The sequence below is a fragment of the Haemophilus sp. HMSC61B11 genome (assembly GCF_001838615.1).
Lineage (GTDB): Bacteria > Pseudomonadota > Gammaproteobacteria > Enterobacterales > Pasteurellaceae > Haemophilus_D > Haemophilus_D parainfluenzae_AD.
In genome coordinates this window covers 29,001-45,532 of the sequence record NZ_KV838003.1, presented here as the reverse complement: position 1 = coordinate 45,532, position 16,532 = coordinate 29,001, and the positions used below count along the sequence as shown (strand labels likewise).

Sequence of the window (16,532 nt, the reverse complement as noted above, 5' to 3'; positions counted from 1 at the left end):
AGATTAGAAGTATACACGCATACCTACACCGATAGCTCTGTCTTTAGTTTTACCATCGTAAGCATAACCACCATTTGCATTTTCAGCATAATTTTTAGTTGTTACGTATTTACCTTCTAAGAATACTACAACTTGTTTATGAAGTTTATAATCCGCACCAAGTAAGAAACCGTGAGTTTTATCTTTAGTAGTTTCACCTTTCACACGTTCATATAGGTAGTTACCATATACTTGAGATGCTGGAGTTACTTGATATGCAAAGCCTGGAGATACGTAGAATTTATTGGTTTTTGCATCATTTTCTTTTTCATGAGCATAACCAAAGTCACCAGTTAATGTGAAGTCGCCAAATTTATAACCTAATGATGCTAAAAAACCATCTAAACGGTGTTTATATGACGCATCAGTTTCAAAGCTAGTGTGGCCATAAGCGAAACGCGCATCTAAATCACCCGCTGTGTATAATGCACCGAAACCAAATGCATTTTTGATAGCTGGATCAAGTGCTTTGCCTTTTTCATTATTTTTTTGACCAAAGTTATAGTTTGCACTTAATTGTAAACCTTCAATACCTTTATAGTCATAACGAATTACGCCTGTACCCGCAGTTGGAATATATTCTTCTTTTGGAATTAAACCATATTCATAATCAACTGCTTGGCTTAAATCATCTGCGATAGTTAATTGACGACCAAATGTGATATCGCCAGTAGCTTTACTACCTAAACCTACGTAAGCACGTTTAGCATAAAGTCTACCAAATTTATCACGAGAATCTGTATCATCAAAACGGAATTCTAAACGACCTAATGCATAGAAATCGTTATCTAAGTTATGTTTTACAGTGATGCCGAAACGTGAGCCTGCATTACGTAAAGCTGAGTTAGTTTTTTTAGTTGATTTACCAGCGCGGTCGTACTCTTTTTTATCCGCTTTTTCCATAATTAAACGAAGAGAACCGTTTAACTCAACTTTAGTACCTTCGTTGTCGTAAACTACTGCTGCGTTTGCTGCTGAAGCGGCAAATGCAGAAACAATTAATGCTGCTAGTGTCTTTTTCATAATTGTTATTCCTTTTGGTTGTTACCGATGATTTTTGATTGAAGCAATTTTTCATAAAAAGTTCAATCTCCGAAATAGACGTCGCAAATATTACAAAATAAACCTATAGTGTCAATGGAGGATCCCGACCAATGTTCTAAAATCCGATCAAGATCACATTTTTTGAACAAAAAAGGATATTTTTTGAGCAAACTAAGCGCATTCCACCGAAAATGAAATCACCTCTTTAATGCTTTTAGCGCCTAATGCAATCATAATTAAACGATCAACACCTAAAGCAACGCCTGACGTATTCGGAATACCCGCTTGTAATGCAGCAAGAAAACGATGATCAATTTCACGTTGTGGCAAACCAGCTCTTGCACGTAGGCGATTATCTTGCTCAAAACGATGTTGTTGTTCACGAGCATCTGTAAGCTCATGAAAACCGTTGGCTAGCTCTAATCCTTTATAATAGAACTCAAAGCGTTCTGCTACTCGGCTATCTTCAGGACTAAGTTGCGCAAGTGCCGCTTGGGAAGAAGGGAAATGATAAACGGCAACCGGCGTCTCTTGGCCAATTTTAGGTTCTACCACTTCACTGAATAGAAATTGTAATAAAGTATCACGATCCTCATCTTCATCTGCCATAAAGTTGTATTTACGTGCCACTTCCACCAGTTCTTGACGAGTCGCTGATAATGGATCTAATCCTACATATTCTTGGAAGACAAATTGATAACTTAACGTTTCTGCGGGTTTACAATCGAGAATCTGTTGTAGTAAATCATCCACTTCATTCATCAGACGGTACATATCAAAGTGCGGTCGATACCATTCGAGCATAGTAAATTCCGGATTATGGCGATTGCCCGCTTCTTCATTACGGAATACTTTACCAATTTGAAAGATCGGTCCACTGCCTGCCGCCAATAAACGCTTCATGTGATATTCGGGGCTAGTAGAAAGCCAGAGCGTTTTCGACAGTTCATCAAAAGGAGCAACAAATTCTGTATTAAAGGTGGAAAGGTGCAGATCCGTTACGCCAAATTCACTTAAAACAGGGGTTTCCACTTCTAATAATCCACGTTCAGTAAAAAACTGGCGGATATCCGCAATGATTTTGGCACGCGCCAATAAGTTTTTAATTGATGCGGAAGGTTGCCATTCTATTTTTTTATCGCTAAGTGCGGTCATTTTTTTCTCCGTTTTCACCTTTAAAATGAATTAGGCTATTGTAAACAAGAGTAATTTTTAACTCAATAATCCGACTAAATCATTCTTAAACGAAAACGGTTATCATCTAAAAATATATAAAAAAGTAACTTTTTTGAGTTAGATCACACTTTTGATATTTTATCCGTTTATTCAGGAAAAAAGGTTACTAATTTGTGAACAAAAGTGGCAGAATGACAGCGTATCACCTATTTATTTAGGACATCTTATTTTTTTACTTTCTATTGATTGGAGGACATCGTGCAAACGGTTAATGTCGATATTGCTATTGTTGGCGCTGGTGGTGGCGGTTTACGTGCCGCAATTGCAGCAGCAGAAGCAAACCCTAACTTAAAGATCGCATTAGTTTCTAAGGTTTATCCTATGCGTAGCCATACGGTTGCAGCAGAAGGCGGTGCGGCCGCAGTAATTAAAGAGGAAGATTCTTACGATAAACACTTCCACGATACCGTTGCCGGTGGTGACTGGTTATGTGAACAAGATGTGGTGGAATATTTCGTTGAACATTCTCCGGTGGAAATGACTCAACTTGAACGTTGGGGCTGCCCTTGGAGCCGTAAAGCAGATGGTGATGTAAACGTGCGTCGTTTCGGTGGGATGAAAATCGAACGTACTTGGTTCGCAGCAGATAAAACCGGTTTCCACTTATTACATACTCTTTTCCAAACATCCATTCAATATCCACAAATTCAACGCTTTGACGAGCACTTCGTTTTAGACATCTTAGTTGATGATGGTCACGCTCGTGGTATGGTTGCGATGAATATGATGGAAGGTACACTTGTTCAAATCAACGCAAATGCGGTTGTGATTGCAACAGGCGGTGGCTGTCGTGCATTTAAATTTAACACCAACGGCGGTATCGTAACAGGTGATGGCTTATCAATGGCATATCGTCACGGTGTTCCACTTCGTGATATGGAATTCGTCCAATACCATCCAACCGGCTTACCGAACACCGGTATCTTAATGACTGAAGGTTGTCGTGGTGAAGGCGGTATCTTAGTGAATAAAAACGGCTATCGTTATTTACAAGATTATGGTCTAGGTCCTGAAACCCCAATCGGTAAGCCTGAAAACAAATATATGGAACTTGGTCCACGTGATAAAGTTTCACAGGCGTTCTGGCAAGAATGGAAAAAAGGTAACACCTTAAAAACGGCAAAAGGTGTTGATGTGGTTCACCTTGACTTACGTCACTTAGGTGAAAAATATTTACATGAGCGTCTTCCATTCATTTGTGAATTAGCCAGTGCTTATGAAGGTGTAAACCCAGTTAATGAACCAATCCCAGTTCGCCCGGTTGTTCACTACACCATGGGTGGTATTGAAGTGGATTACAACAGCGAAACTCGCATTAAAGGTTTATTTGCTGTGGGTGAATGTGCATCTTCTGGTTTACATGGTGCAAACCGTTTAGGTTCTAACTCGCTTGCGGAATTAGTGGTTTTAGGCCGTGTTGCAGGTGAATATGCCGCACAACGTGCAGCAGAAGCTCAATCTACAAATCGTGCTGCAGTTGATGCACAAGCGCAAGATGTTGTCGCTCGCCTTAAAGCGCTTTATGACCAAGAAGGTAATGAATCTTGGTCTGAAATTCGTGATGAAATGGGTACCGTAATGGAAGAAGGTTGTGGTATCTACCGTGACCAAGAAAGCATGCAAAAAGCAGTAGATAAAATTGCTGAGCTTAAAGAACGTTATAAACGTATTCGTGTTGCAGACCGTTCAAGCGTATTCAATACCGATGTGCTTTACACTGTAGAATTAGGTTACATCCTTGATGTGGCACAATCTATTGCCAACTCTGCAATTGAACGTAAAGAGTCTCGTGGTGCACACCAACGCTTAGACTATACTGAACGTGATGATGTGAATTATTTAAAACACACCCTTGCTTACTACAATGGCGATGATGCACCGCGTATTGAATACAGCCCGGTGAAAATCACTAAATCTCAACCAGCAAAACGTGTTTATGGTGCTGAAGCAGAAGCGGCAGAAGCGGCTGCGAAAGCTAAGGAGCAAGCAAATGGCTAATTCACCAGTAATGACTGTAGAAGTATTACGCTACAACCCAGAAAATGATCAAGAGCCACATTTAAGCTCTTATCAAGTACCTTATGATAACCAAACTTCTCTTTTAGATGCGTTAGGTTACATTAAAGATAAACTTGAACCGTCTCTTTCTTATCGCTGGTCTTGCCGTATGGCGATCTGCGGTTCTTGTGGGATGATGGTGAATAACAAACCTAAATTGGCTTGTAAGACATTCTTACGTGATTACAGCGGCCATATGCGTATTGAACCATTAGCAAACTTCCCTATTGAACGCGACTTAGTGGTTGATTTAAGCCACTTTATAGAAAGTTTAGAGGCAATTAAACCTTATATTATTGGTAACGAAGCACCAGCATTAGATGGTAAACCACATCCATCAAAAGAATTGCAAGTAAGCCGTACTAAACAAACGCCGGCACAACTTGAAAAATATCGTCAATTCTCAATGTGTATCAACTGTGGTTTATGCTATGCGGCTTGTCCACAATTTGGTTTAAACCCTGAATTCTTAGGCCCTGCAGCGATTACAATGGCACACCGTTACAACCTTGATAACCGTGATCATGGTAAGGCACAACGTATGCCATTATTAAATGGTAAAAACGGTGTTTGGAGCTGTACTTTCGTTGGTTATTGTTCTGAAGTGTGTCCAAAACACGTGGATCCAGCTTCTGCGATCAACCAAGGCAAAGTGGAAAGTGCCAAAGATTATGTTATCTCAATGCTAAAACCAAAAGGCTAAGGGGAAGAATATGTCAGTAACAATAAGTAAACGCAAAAAATATGTTCGCCCAATGACGGCTACTTGGTGGCAAAAATTGGATTTCTACAAAGCATATATGGTACGTGAAGCAACCTCTATCTTTGCTGTATGGTTCTGTATCGTATTGCTTTACGGTGTACTTTGCCTTGCAAGCAATCCTGTACCAGGCTTAGGTATTATTGATTTCATTGGCTTCTTAAGAAATCCAATTGTGGTGTTCTTAAATATCATCACATTAATTGCGACCTTATATCACACAGCAACTTATTTCGTGATGACACCAAAAGTGATGAACATCATTGTTAAAAATGAACGCTTACCACATCACTTGTTAAGAAATGCACTTTGGGCAGTGACGGCAGTGATTAGTGTTATCGCATTAATTTTAGTTTATATGTAGGGAGAGAAAAAATGGTCGATCAAAATCCAAAACGCTCTGGTGAACCGCCAGTATGGTTGATGTTTGGTGCTGGCGGGACTGTCAGTGCGATTTTCTTCCCTGTTGTGATCTTAATCCTTGGTTTATTGTTACCATTCGGATTAATTGATCCACATAACTTAATTACATTCGCTTATTCTTGGATCGGAAAACTAGTTATCTTAGTTTTAACAATTTTCCCTATGTGGTGTGGTTTACACCGTATCCATCACGCGATGCACGATCTTAAAATCCATGTACCAGCAGGCGGATTTATCTTTTACGGCTTAGCCATGATTTACACAATCTGGGTGTTATTTGCTGTATTAGGTTTGTAATTTAAAACACTAAATGGATAAATAAAAGTGCGGTCAAAAATGACCGCACTTTTTTATTCTCAACGAATAACCCAAATATTTTCTTAATCCAGAAAAACAAAAAACCCGACATAACGTCGGGTTTTCTTTTATCAAAAAATTTGATAATTATTCTGCAACAACGATAACATCTAATGTTGCAAATACTTCGCCATGAAGTTGGAAACGAACGTCGTGGTCACCAAGAGTACGGATTGGACCGTTTGGTAAACGAACTTCGCTTTTCGCAATTTCAACGCCTGCTGCAGTTACTGCTTCTGCTACATCACGAGTAGTGATTGCGCCGAATAAACGACCTTCTTCACCAGCTTTAGATGCGATAGTTACAGAACCTAATGCAGTCACTTGTGCTGCACGAGCTTGAGCTGCTGCTAAACTTGCTGCTGCCGCTGCTTCTAACTCTGCACGACGTGCTTCAAAGTGTTCAATGTTAGCTTTAGTTGCCATAACTGCTTTACCTTGTGGGATTAAGAAGTTACGAGCGAAACCAGATTTAACATTAACTTGATCACCTACGTTACCTAGGTGAACGATTTTATCTAAAAGAATTACTTGCATTTCCTAACTCCTTCTTAATTGTGATGAGAATCAGAGTAAGGTAATAACGCTAAATAACGAGCGCGTTTGATTGCGCGTGCTAATTGGCGTTGGTACTTCGCACGAGTACCGGTAATGCGGCTTGGTACAATTTTGCCGCTTTCAGAAATGTAGTTCTTTAATGTAGCGATATCTTTGTAATCGATTTCAACAACATTTTCCGCTGTGAAACGGCAGAACTTACGACGACGGAAATAACGTGCCATTTGGCTGTCTCCTAATCTATAAATTCGATTTGCTCGGCATGCAATACTAACTGCGTTAAACCATTTGAGGTTTTATGTGAAGTAATAAACCCCACCACAAGAAGTTTACTGCCGACCGTAATGCTTTGAGTTTTTTCTATTAACTGATTGCCACTGACTTGAACTGGCATCTTTAACCACGCTTGGCGTGATAAACCACTTTCGACTTGTTCGGAACGATGTTCCAGCCAAAATTGGCAATGCGCAATCCCGTTAGGGCTTTTGCTTCGCTTGGGTAATTGACACACTGTGCCGATTAACGAGAAGCGATTATCAAGTTTTGAATTACTCTTCAGCATCCTCAAAATCGTTGTTTTCAACTTCAGCTAAAGGTTTACGTTCTTCTTTAGCCGCTTTCATTGGGGACGCTTCGGTTACGGCGTGCTTAGTATGGATAACAAGACTGCGTAATACAGCATCGTTATAACGGAAAGTCGTTTCTAGCTCGTCGATGACTTGTTGAGGCGCTTCTACATTCATAAGCACGTAGTGTGCTTTGTGTAATTTGTTAATTGGGTACGCTAATTGACGACGACCCCAATCTTCTAGGCGATGAACTTGACCACCAGCTTCTTTAACAGAACCTGTGTAACGTTCGATCATACCTGGTACTTGCTCGCTTTGGTCCGGATGAACCATGAACACGATTTCGTAGTGACGCATTACTGCTCCTTACGGGTTAATCAGCCTTTGACGTAGATTAGCCACCAATCTGCAAAGGCAAGGAACGAAAAAATGAACGTGGCTAAGGGCGCTGATTATACAGATTTTTTTCCAGACTTCAAATAATTTGTACGCTTTTCAAACAAAAAAGCCGATATCAACATATCGGCTTTTCTTTTCATTTCTAAATTAACGGCTACGGAAAATGATACGACCTTTGCTTAAGTCATAAGGCGTCATTTCTACTGTTACTTTATCGCCCGTTAAGATACGAATATAGTTTTTACGCATTTTGCCAGAAATATGTGCAGTCACCACGTGGCCATTTTCTAACTCAACGCGGAACATGGTATTCGGTAAGGTTTCCAAAATTGTGCCTTGCATTTCAATGCAATCTTCTTTTGCCATTTTATCCTCTAAAATAATGATTTTTTTGACCGCACTTTTTGCGGCTATAAATGAAAAACGGGCGAATTATAGCCGTTTTTAATGTTAGACGAAAGATTAAAATGGTATTTTGTTGAAATGCACATTATTTTTTTAATAATTCGATTATAATGTTCCACTAAAATCGATTAGGTAAAGAATTTAATTTAGCATATGAGACCAATAAGATGTAGCCTTATGCGGTATCACCTTTCCCAAGGTGGCCCCCCTATCTAAAAAGCTAAAGCAAACTTTACTCAGATTTTCGTCAATTTGTATGTAAACCAATGACTTCAACCCAAGGGTTATTTATGGCTATACCTAAAATAATTGTAATTAGTTTAAAACATTCAACAAGAAGAGAAAATATTGCTAAGCGCCTTTCTGGTTTGGGGTTAGACTTTACTTTTTTTGATGCGACAGATGGGAAAAAACTTCCTGCTTCCGTATTAGAATCTGTCGATTATGATTTCTATCCGAAACATTATTTATCACCTAAGCCCTTAACGCTCGGTGAAATTGGCTGTGCAATAAGCCATATTAAAGTTTATGAGCACATGGTAGAAAACAATATTGAAAGTGCCATTATTCTTGAAGATGATGCGATCGTTTCACAGCACTTTAAGGAAATTGTTGAAGATACGCTCAATAAAATTAATAAAAATCATGAGTTGATCTTTTTTGATCACGGAAAGGTTAAATCCCATTTCTTTAAAAAACGGATTATGGAAGGATATAGACTTGCACATTACAAGGCACCTTCAAAAAATTCAAAAAGATGTATTATCTATGCAACCGCTTATTTAATTACACTATCGGGCGCTAAAAAATTACTTAACTACGCTTATCCAATAAGACTGCCTGCTGATTATCTGACGGGATTAATCCAAAAAACACGCGTTGATGCCTATGGCATTGAACCACCATGTGTATTTAGAGGATTAAACAGTGATTCAGAAATAGACAAAATTGAGCATCGATATGAATAAGCTAAAGGCCCTAAGATTAAAAATAGGGAAATGGATACTTGATAAATCCTCAAGATCCAACAATCCCCAAAGTTTAGAACATCCTAATAGTTTCTTATTTTTGCGACAAGATGGGAAAATTGGCGACTATATCGTGAGTTCTTTTGTTTTTCGGGAAATAAAGAAATTTAACCCCTTGATAAAGATTGGTGTCATCTGCACGAAACAGAACGCTTATCTGTTTCAAAGAAACCATAACATTGATGAGATTTATCTTGTAAAGAAAAGAAACATTCTCGACTACATCAAGACGGCACTGTTTATTCGAAAAGAAAGATACGATGTTGTCATTGATCCAACTCTTGTACTTAGAAACCGAGACTTGTTGCTATTGAGAATACTCAATGCCCGTAATTATATCGGCTATAGAAAAGCAGATTATAATATTTTTAATATAAATATTACTAAAGACGGCCATTTTTCAGAAATTTACAAAGAGGCTTTAGCTCAATCAAATATCAGTCTAAGTGATGATCGCTATGACATTCCACAAGATGACTTAATTAAAGAAGAAATTCTTCAGTTTATTACGGACAACAAGTTAAATAACTTTATTACCTTTAACTTCTATGGAAATGGCAAAGATAGAAAGTTTGATGACACTCACATTGTAGATTATTTAACATATATTAGAAACTCTCATAAACATCAGCTAGTCTTACTTGCAACGCCTAATACTTATGAGCATTTAAGTAGAATTACTAATCAATTTAATGATGTATTTGTTTATCCAAATCCTCACACAACGATCTATCATACCATTGAGTTGATTAGAAACTGTGCCCTACTTATTTCGGTTGATACATCAACGATTCATATTGCTTCGGGGTTAAATAAACCTATGATTTGTTTTTACTCGCAAGACAAAGAAAATTTTACACATTGGCATCCAAATTCTAAGAATGCATGCCATATTCTTCATTACCATGATAATGTTAATGAGATCTCCCCGAAAGAAATAAAACCAGAGTGGCTAGATATTTAAAGATACAAACCACAAACTAGATCATTTATTAGACTATTTTTATGAACTCAAAAAAACACTTAGGCCATACAGCCCGTAAACGCTTTGGGCAAAACTTTTTACACGACACCTCTGTAATTCAAGGGATTGTGGCAGCGATTCACCCGCAACCGGATCAATTCTTGGTAGAAATTGGCCCTGGGCTTGGTGCATTAACAGAGCCTGTTGGTGAGCTTGTCGCTCATCTTACCGTGGTTGAACTTGACCGAGACCTTGCAGAGCGTTTACGTCATCATCCATTTTTACATCAAAAACTGACCGTTATTGAAACGGATGCAATGCAATTTGATTTCGGCGAGCTTTATAAAAAAGAAAATTTAGCAGAAAAAGGCCAGAAATTACGTGTTTTTGGTAACTTACCTTACAACATTTCCACACCATTAATGTTCCACTTGTTTAAGTATCATGATGTGATTCAAGACATGCACTTCATGCTACAAAAAGAAGTGGTAAAACGCTTATGCGCAGGCCCAAATAGCAAAGCTTACGGGCGTTTAACCATTATGGCGCAATATTTCTGCCAAGTGATGCCTGTACTTGAAGTGCCACCTTCGGCCTTCAAACCTGCACCGAAAGTAGATTCAGCAGTTGTTCGTTTAATTCCGCATAAAGAATTACCGCACCCTGTAAAAGATTTATATTGGTTGAACCGTGTTTGTTCTCAAGCTTTCAACCAACGCCGTAAAACACTGCGAAATGCGCTTTCAACATTATTTTCACCTGAAAATCTGACCGCGCTTGGTATTGATTTAAATGCACGCGCAGAAAATTTGGCTATCGCAGATTATGCGCGCTTAGCAAACTGGTTGGCAGACAATCCACCAGCTGATTTAGATGGAGATAAATTTTTAGAGTTAAGTGAAGACTAATATGAATATCGCGTTTTCATCTGATAATAACTATGCACCATATTTAGCCGTTAGCATACTAAGTATATTAAAAAATAATTCTAAATCTGAAATTTGTTTCTATGTTTTGGATTTTGGTATTGATAATAACAATAAAGAAATTATAGAAAACATCGTTTGCAATCATGGAAAAAGTATCAAATTCATAGACGTGGATAAAGATGAGTTTGCTAATTTTCCCATTACAATAAATTATATTTCTTTAGCCACCTATGCTAGATTAAATATAACTCAATATATCCCTAATGTAGATAAGTTACTTTATATTGATGTTGATACGCTAACAAATGGCTCATTAGATAATTTATGGAATACTGATATCGAACAGTATTCACTTGCCGCATGTAAGGATTTTTTTATTGAAATTGAGCAAGCCGATTATAAGGTCCAAATTGGTTTAGAAAATCATCACTATTTTAACGCTGGGGTGCTTCTTATCAATATGCGAAGATGGCGAGAATTGAATGTTCTAGAGGTGAGTCTGACCTGGTTAAATAAATATAAGGATGTTATAAAGTATCAAGATCAGGATATCTTAAATGGTATTTTCAAAGACGATGTTAAATTTATAAATACAAGATTTAACTTCACGCCTTCTGAATCTGGCTATATAAAATATCGAAAAGAACGAGAAATTCAATTTCCTGCGGTGATTTACCATTATCCTGGACCAGATAAATTTTGGTCTAGCCGAAGTTCTCACTTAAAAGCTAATTTAGGGTATTCACTATTTAAGGAAATTAGCAATAGTTATCCTAGTTTTAAGGCTAATTTTGATGTTGTTGGCTTTAGAACAAAAGTAAGAAGGCTCATTAGAGAAATTAAATATAAATTTGTCTATCACATCTTTTAATTTTCTAAAATAACAACCTACTTCATTGAAGTTTAGTGTCTCATCACTTTGATTTTAAGTGTAAATCGCTTTTTACGAATAGGCTTAAGAGATTAAGCCTATATAAAGTATTTCATCAGCTTATCTACATAAAACGAACAATTTCTTTACCTTGCATTTCTTTCAGGCGCTGTTGTTCTTTCCATGTTTCTTTATTTAGCGCTCGTATAATATTTTCCTTCACCCGAATTAAACGCTGTTTCAATGTTTTCTTGGTGTGCACCGCCGTATTTTTTTTACGTTCTTGCTGCAAGTCACTTACCAATAAGCTATTTTCTTGATTTAACTGTAACTCTTGAACGCAAATAGCAGGATTAAGTTGATATACTTGATAGAGACCAACATTAATCTGTTCATTAAACATGATCTCATCAATTGCTTTGACTTCCTCTACGGCGAGTTTTTCAAATAGATTTATGAGGTACTTCGCTGCCCCATTCGAAATAATATAACCTGCTGTACCAAAGTGTTTTGATTTTAAAATATCAATGTTTCTTTCTTGGAAAGGTAAAATTTGTTGCTGTTTTTCCAGTTGAACAGGCATTAAAAAGGTTTCTAAACGCAAAACAAAAATCTCTTGAAAATTGAACCGCACTTTTAGCCATTCATCATTCGCAAGAAATTGTTTGGCATTCTCACCAAGCAGAATATCATCCTCAAAAATTGAAATATAAGCTAAATTATCGTCAACACACTTTTTCCATAGCATGAAGTGGCTCATCAAGCATCCCTTCTCTCCTGCCGTGAGCTTTGATGTAGCTTCAACATTTGGAAGATAACGCTGTAAATGAACATCAAGTCGATCAGAAGGTGTGAATGCATCAAAAAATTCAAATGGAATTTTTTTCTGACCGAATTGATCGATAATGTGATTTCGACGTTTATCTGCCGTTGAAATACTAATCACTACATTTTTATGTTCAATAGAATACATAGAAAACATCATATCTGCCTTAAATTGCAGGCTATCTTACTATTTTAAGATCATGAAATGAATAGTATCTTCACAAAAAATCTATGCTAGAATTTATGGTAAATTTTTAGCATAAAGACTGCCAAAACCTAATAACCATAACTGGAGCATTGTAGAAAAATGGCAACCTATTTCGTCGGTGATTTACAAGGCTGTTATGATGAATTACAGCTTTTATTAGAGCGTGTAGATTTCAATCCTACGCAAGATAAACTTTATCTCGTGGGGGATCTTGTTGCGCGTGGAGATAAATCACTTGAATGTCTTCGTTTTGTAAAATCACTTAGCAAAGCAGCACAAACCGTACTCGGCAATCATGACTTACATTTAATTGCGACCGCACTGGGTATTAAAAAAGTAAAACCTCGTGATCGAGTCGATGCTATTTTTAATGCGCCCGATTTTGATGAACTCATTGACTGGTTACGCCATCAACCCTTACTTGTGCATAATGAAGAATTAAACTTCCTGATGGCGCATGCAGGCATTTCGCCTGATTGGGATTTGGAAACTACGAAATCTTGTGCGGCTGAAGTTGAACTGATTTTACAGCACGGCGATTTTCATTATCTCATTGAAAATATGTATTCCGAACAACCTGATCGCTGGTCGCCAGATTTACAGGGCTTAGATCGCTATCGTTATATTATTAACGCTTTTACCCGAATGCGTTTTTGTTATTTGGACCATCGCTTTGATTTTGCCTGTAAATCCCCTTTAAAAGATGCACCAGCGGAGCTCACGCCTTGGTTTAATTTAGATAATCCACTTTATAAACAAATTCCAATTGTCTTTGGGCATTGGGCAAGTTTAGTGGATGAGCCCACTCCGCCAGGTATCTATGCCTTGGATACAGGATGTGTGTGGAATAATCGAATGACCCTATTGCGTTGGGAAGACAAACAGCTCTTCACGCAAAGTGCGGTCAAAAATTACAGTGATTTTTAAGGAAACACTATGCTCTCGCTTACAGCTGAATCTTGCGAATTGTTCAATATTCCTTTCTATCAATTCGCCCAGATGAAGAAATTCTGCCCAGAAGATATTCCGGCAATTAAAGCAGATTACAAATTACATTGGGATAACTGGAAAGCGATTATTCAAGAAGTCTCAAAGCAGCTTGGCACACCTTTTGCGAAACCGCATATCGAAAGTTGGACCAATGGTTGGCAGGTACGCGCGCATTTCTTCGCTTATTTTAAATACGAGTTTAACCAAAATTCTGCAGCAATCTTTTCTGTGCTATTAAATCGTCGCCGACTAAGAGTGTGTTTAGATTGGCATTGCTATCGTGCAGATCGCTCGCAAATTAATGTTCAGCAATATAATCAGTGGCTTGATCAATTTGATTTCAAACAATTTGCTGATTTTGATATTTGGCGAGAAGATGAAAGCGAATATGATGATTTTCGCCAAGTGAAAGCCATTTCTGAAAAAGATCTTCTCTTGCGTTCAGAGGATGATTTTTGGTGTATTGGAAAAAGTATTGAAAAAGATAAACTAAGCCAAATCGATCCTGTTTTATTTATCACACAAACCATCCAACAATTACAACCGCTTTACGATCGCTGTCATCAATAAAGTGCGGTCATTTCCATTAAATTTTTTCGTCTTGTTTATTTGTTATGCTATCATTACATTAGTTTAACATTTTTAACAATTTTGCTTTTAGGAGTACTTTATGAAAAACGTCGTGATCGTTGGCGGGGGCGCCGGCGGCATAGAGTTAGCGACATTTTTAGGCGACAAATTAGGTCGCAAAAAACAAGCTAAAGTGACGCTTGTGGATCGCAATGCGACCCATTTATGGAAACCCCTATTACATGAAATTGCAACAGGTGTCATGGATGATGGTATGGATTCTCTGAGCTATCGTGCTCACGGTAAAAATCATCATTTTAGCTTCGAGCAAGGCTCAATCACACGCATTAATCGTGAACAAAAATATGTTGAGCTTGCCCCTGTTTATGGGCAAGAAGGCGATATGCTTGTGGTTGCGCGCCGTATTCCTTATGACTACTTAGTGATTGCAATTGGCAGTAAATCGAACGATTTCAATACGAAAGGTGTCGCCGATAACTGTATTTTCTTAGACAGCTCTGATCAAGCACTTCGTTTTCAACAAAGAATGTTGGAATTATTCCTTAAATTCTCTGAGAACCGTGCATTAGATGATATCGGTGAAGAAGAGTTTAAACAAAAACTAGTGGATGAAAACAAAGTCAATATTGCAATTGTTGGCGGCGGCGCAACTGGTGTGGAATTAACTGCTGAACTTTATCATGCGACTGAAGACTTATCTTCTTACGGCTACGGTAAAATTGATAATTCTTGCTTGCAAGTCACCTTAGTTGAAGCTGGTCCGCGCTTATTGCCTGCTCTACCCGAAAATTTATCTGCAGCGGTATTAGATGAATTGCAAGAGATGGGGGCTAACGTGAAATTAAATACGATGATCACGGAAGCCCAACCAAACACGCTAATCACCAAAGATGGCGAAGAAATCAAAGCGGATCTGATTGTGTGGGCGGCAGGTGTTCGCACCTCAACAGTGACACAGCAATTCGATGGATTAGAGCTTAACCGTATCAATCAATTAGTGGTAAAAGATACCCTTCAAACTACGGTGGATGACAGTATTTTTGCCATTGGTGACTGTGCGGCATTAATGCAACCGAACGGTAAATTAGTCCCGCCAAGAGCGCAAGCAGCACATCAAATGGCAAAAGCTTGTGCGAAAAATATCTTTGCACTTTTTGAGCAAAAACCATTAAAAGCCTTCAAATACAACGATAAAGGAACTTTGGTTTCTCTTTCAAGCTTTACCGCATTAGGTAGCATTTCAAATAAATTTGGGAAAAACCCACTGACTGTTCAAGGTAAATTTGCACAGTTTGCGTATGTGTCTTTATATCGTATGCACCAACATGCTTTGCATGGATGTATTAAGATTGGCTTGATTATTTTAGTGGATAAACTTAACCACTATTTAAAACCAAGATTGAAATTACATTAAGACAAAAAGTGCGGTCAAATTTAACCGCACTTTTTTCATTTCTTAAACCAGTTGATTGTTATGCTCATAAGCGTAAAGTGTATTAAACATCAGCATGGCAACCGTCATTGGCCCTACTCCACCCGGTACTGGCGTAATATAAGCCGCTTTTTGTCGCGCCACATCGTATTCCACGTCACCCACTAATTTGCCATTGATACGGTTAATCCCCACATCAATGACTGTTGCCTCTGCTTTAATCCAATCACCCGGAATAAAACGAGGTTTGCCAACAGCCACGACTAAAATATCAGCCTGACGGATATGATGCTCTAAATCTTTCGTGAAACGGTGAGTCACCGTAACCGTTGCACCAGCCAACAATAATTCAAGCGACATCGGGCGCCCTACAATATTTGATGCGCCAACGATCACTGCATGTTTACCATGTAAATCAATACCTGTGGTTTCTAATAATTTCATCACTCCATAAGGGGTGCAAGCGCGTAAGGTTGGAATACGCTGACATAAACGCCCAACATTATAAGGATGAAAACCATCTACGTCTTTTTCAGGACTAATTCGCTCAATAACTAATGAACTATTAATCTGCTCTGGTAATGGAAGTTGAACCAAAATACCATCAATGGTTTCATCGGCATTTAAAATATCAATCAGTTGAAGTAATTCAGCCTCAGTGGTTGTTTCAGGCAAATCATAGGATCTTGATATCATCCCAATCTCTTCACAACTTTTACGTTTACTGCCCACATAGACTTGAGAAGCAGGATCTGCGCCCACCAGAATTACCGCAAGCCCTGGTGCACGTTGACCTTGAGCGCGATAATGTTCAATTTTATTGGCAACATCTGATTTAATTTTTTT

The 16,532-nt window shown here is 38.2% G+C and carries 20 protein-coding genes; 11 read left to right on the top strand and 9 right to left on the bottom strand.

Annotation, left to right across the window (positions count from 1 at the left end):
* Positions 1–3: 3 nt before the first annotated feature.
* Positions 4–1,062, bottom strand: a complete 1,059-nt coding sequence (locus HMPREF3263_RS09360; protein WP_049371503.1) for a porin — start codon at positions 1,060–1,062, stop codon at positions 4–6.
* Between the two features lie 192 nt (positions 1,063–1,254).
* Positions 1,255–2,238 carry an elongation factor P--(R)-beta-lysine ligase gene (gene epmA / locus HMPREF3263_RS09355; RefSeq protein ID WP_049367033.1) on the bottom strand — a complete coding sequence of 328 codons (984 nt, stop codon included), beginning with the start codon at positions 2,236–2,238 and terminating at the stop codon, positions 1,255–1,257.
* 279 nt (positions 2,239–2,517) lie between these two features.
* Between epmA and frdA the strand changes: the two genes are divergently transcribed.
* Genes frdA through frdD form a run of 4 tightly spaced genes read left to right on the top strand, consistent with a single transcriptional unit; the run spans position 2,518 to position 5,857 of the window.
* On the top strand, positions 2,518–4,317 hold the full coding sequence (gene frdA, locus HMPREF3263_RS09350) for a fumarate reductase (quinol) flavoprotein subunit (RefSeq protein ID WP_032822607.1): 1,800 nt from the start codon (positions 2,518–2,520) through the stop codon (positions 4,315–4,317).
* Positions 4,310–5,080 carry a succinate dehydrogenase/fumarate reductase iron-sulfur subunit gene (locus HMPREF3263_RS09345; protein ID WP_005696861.1) on the top strand — a complete coding sequence of 257 codons (771 nt, stop codon included), beginning with the start codon at positions 4,310–4,312 and terminating at the stop codon, positions 5,078–5,080. The genes frdA and HMPREF3263_RS09345 overlap by 8 nt, the downstream gene beginning before the upstream one ends.
* A 10-nt stretch (positions 5,081–5,090) precedes the next feature.
* Positions 5,091–5,501, top strand: coding sequence for a fumarate reductase subunit FrdC (frdC, locus tag HMPREF3263_RS09340; protein WP_005698689.1), 411 nt, complete (start codon positions 5,091–5,093; stop codon positions 5,499–5,501).
* Positions 5,502–5,512: 11 nt separating this feature from the next.
* Entirely contained in the window at positions 5,513–5,857 is a 345-nt protein-coding gene (gene frdD / locus HMPREF3263_RS09335) for a fumarate reductase subunit FrdD (RefSeq protein ID WP_005696863.1), read from the top strand.
* Between the two features lie 147 nt (positions 5,858–6,004).
* Here the strand turns inward: frdD and rplI are convergent, their stop codons facing one another.
* The 5 genes from rplI to infA all read right to left on the bottom strand — a co-directional run bounded on the left by rplI (position 6,005) and on the right by infA (position 7,809).
* Positions 6,005–6,454, bottom strand: a complete 450-nt coding sequence (gene rplI / locus HMPREF3263_RS09330; protein ID WP_005698599.1) for a 50S ribosomal protein L9 — start codon at positions 6,452–6,454, stop codon at positions 6,005–6,007.
* A 14-nt stretch (positions 6,455–6,468) separates the two neighbouring features.
* Positions 6,469–6,699 carry a 30S ribosomal protein S18 gene (gene rpsR, locus HMPREF3263_RS09325; protein ID WP_005696867.1) on the bottom strand — a complete coding sequence of 77 codons (231 nt, stop codon included), beginning with the start codon at positions 6,697–6,699 and terminating at the stop codon, positions 6,469–6,471.
* A gap of 11 nt (positions 6,700–6,710) precedes the next feature.
* Positions 6,711–7,037, bottom strand: a complete 327-nt coding sequence (gene priB / locus HMPREF3263_RS09320; protein WP_005627623.1) for a primosomal replication protein N — start codon at positions 7,035–7,037, stop codon at positions 6,711–6,713.
* On the bottom strand, positions 7,024–7,401 hold the full coding sequence (gene rpsF / locus HMPREF3263_RS09315) for a 30S ribosomal protein S6 (protein WP_005627620.1): 378 nt from the start codon (positions 7,399–7,401) through the stop codon (positions 7,024–7,026). The genes priB and rpsF overlap by 14 nt, the downstream gene beginning before the upstream one ends.
* A gap of 189 nt (positions 7,402–7,590) precedes the next feature.
* Positions 7,591–7,809, bottom strand: coding sequence for a translation initiation factor IF-1 (gene infA, locus HMPREF3263_RS09310; protein ID WP_005627617.1), 219 nt, complete (start codon positions 7,807–7,809; stop codon positions 7,591–7,593).
* 329 nt (positions 7,810–8,138) lie between these two features.
* Between infA and HMPREF3263_RS09305 the strand changes: the two genes are divergently transcribed.
* From HMPREF3263_RS09305 to HMPREF3263_RS09290, 4 genes are read left to right on the top strand one after another with little or no spacing between them, the layout of a single operon-like run.
* Positions 8,139–8,816, top strand: coding sequence for a glycosyltransferase family 25 protein (locus HMPREF3263_RS09305; protein ID WP_005698671.1), 678 nt, complete (start codon positions 8,139–8,141; stop codon positions 8,814–8,816).
* A complete protein-coding gene (locus HMPREF3263_RS09300; protein WP_005698704.1) occupies positions 8,809–9,840 on the top strand; it encodes a glycosyltransferase family 9 protein in 1,032 nt (343 codons plus the stop codon). The genes HMPREF3263_RS09305 and HMPREF3263_RS09300 overlap by 8 nt, the downstream gene beginning before the upstream one ends.
* A gap of 41 nt (positions 9,841–9,881) precedes the next feature.
* The gene (rsmA, locus tag HMPREF3263_RS09295) at positions 9,882–10,748 is read left to right on the top strand and encodes a 16S rRNA (adenine(1518)-N(6)/adenine(1519)-N(6))-dimethyltransferase RsmA (RefSeq protein WP_005698697.1); all 867 of its coding nucleotides are present in this window, start codon (positions 9,882–9,884) and stop codon (positions 10,746–10,748) included.
* A 1-nt stretch (position 10,749) separates the two neighbouring features.
* Positions 10,750–11,640, top strand: a complete 891-nt coding sequence (locus HMPREF3263_RS09290) for a glycosyltransferase family 8 protein (protein ID WP_005698642.1) — start codon at positions 10,750–10,752, stop codon at positions 11,638–11,640.
* A 124-nt stretch (positions 11,641–11,764) separates the two neighbouring features.
* Here HMPREF3263_RS09290 and HMPREF3263_RS09285 read toward each other — a convergent pair whose 3' ends face one another.
* A complete protein-coding gene (locus HMPREF3263_RS09285) occupies positions 11,765–12,613 on the bottom strand; it encodes a glycosyltransferase family 25 protein (protein WP_032804123.1) in 849 nt (282 codons plus the stop codon).
* Between the two features lie 159 nt (positions 12,614–12,772).
* Between HMPREF3263_RS09285 and apaH the strand changes: the two genes are divergently transcribed.
* The 3 genes from apaH (at position 12,773) to HMPREF3263_RS09270 (ending at position 15,668) form a co-directional block, all read left to right on the top strand.
* Complete coding sequence (gene apaH, locus HMPREF3263_RS09280; RefSeq protein ID WP_005698646.1) at positions 12,773–13,600, top strand: bis(5'-nucleosyl)-tetraphosphatase (symmetrical) ApaH; 828 nt, start codon at positions 12,773–12,775, stop codon at positions 13,598–13,600.
* A 9-nt stretch (positions 13,601–13,609) separates the two neighbouring features.
* Positions 13,610–14,233 carry a glucose-6-phosphate 1-dehydrogenase family protein gene (locus HMPREF3263_RS09275; RefSeq protein WP_005698607.1) on the top strand — a complete coding sequence of 208 codons (624 nt, stop codon included), beginning with the start codon at positions 13,610–13,612 and terminating at the stop codon, positions 14,231–14,233.
* Between the two features lie 100 nt (positions 14,234–14,333).
* The gene (locus tag HMPREF3263_RS09270; RefSeq protein ID WP_005698634.1) at positions 14,334–15,668 is read left to right on the top strand and encodes an NAD(P)/FAD-dependent oxidoreductase; all 1,335 of its coding nucleotides are present in this window, start codon (positions 14,334–14,336) and stop codon (positions 15,666–15,668) included.
* A 42-nt stretch (positions 15,669–15,710) separates the two neighbouring features.
* Here the strand turns inward: HMPREF3263_RS09270 and folD are convergent.
* On the bottom strand, positions 15,711–16,532 hold an 822-nt coding region (gene folD / locus HMPREF3263_RS09265), incomplete at its 5' end, for a bifunctional methylenetetrahydrofolate dehydrogenase/methenyltetrahydrofolate cyclohydrolase FolD (RefSeq protein WP_141762792.1).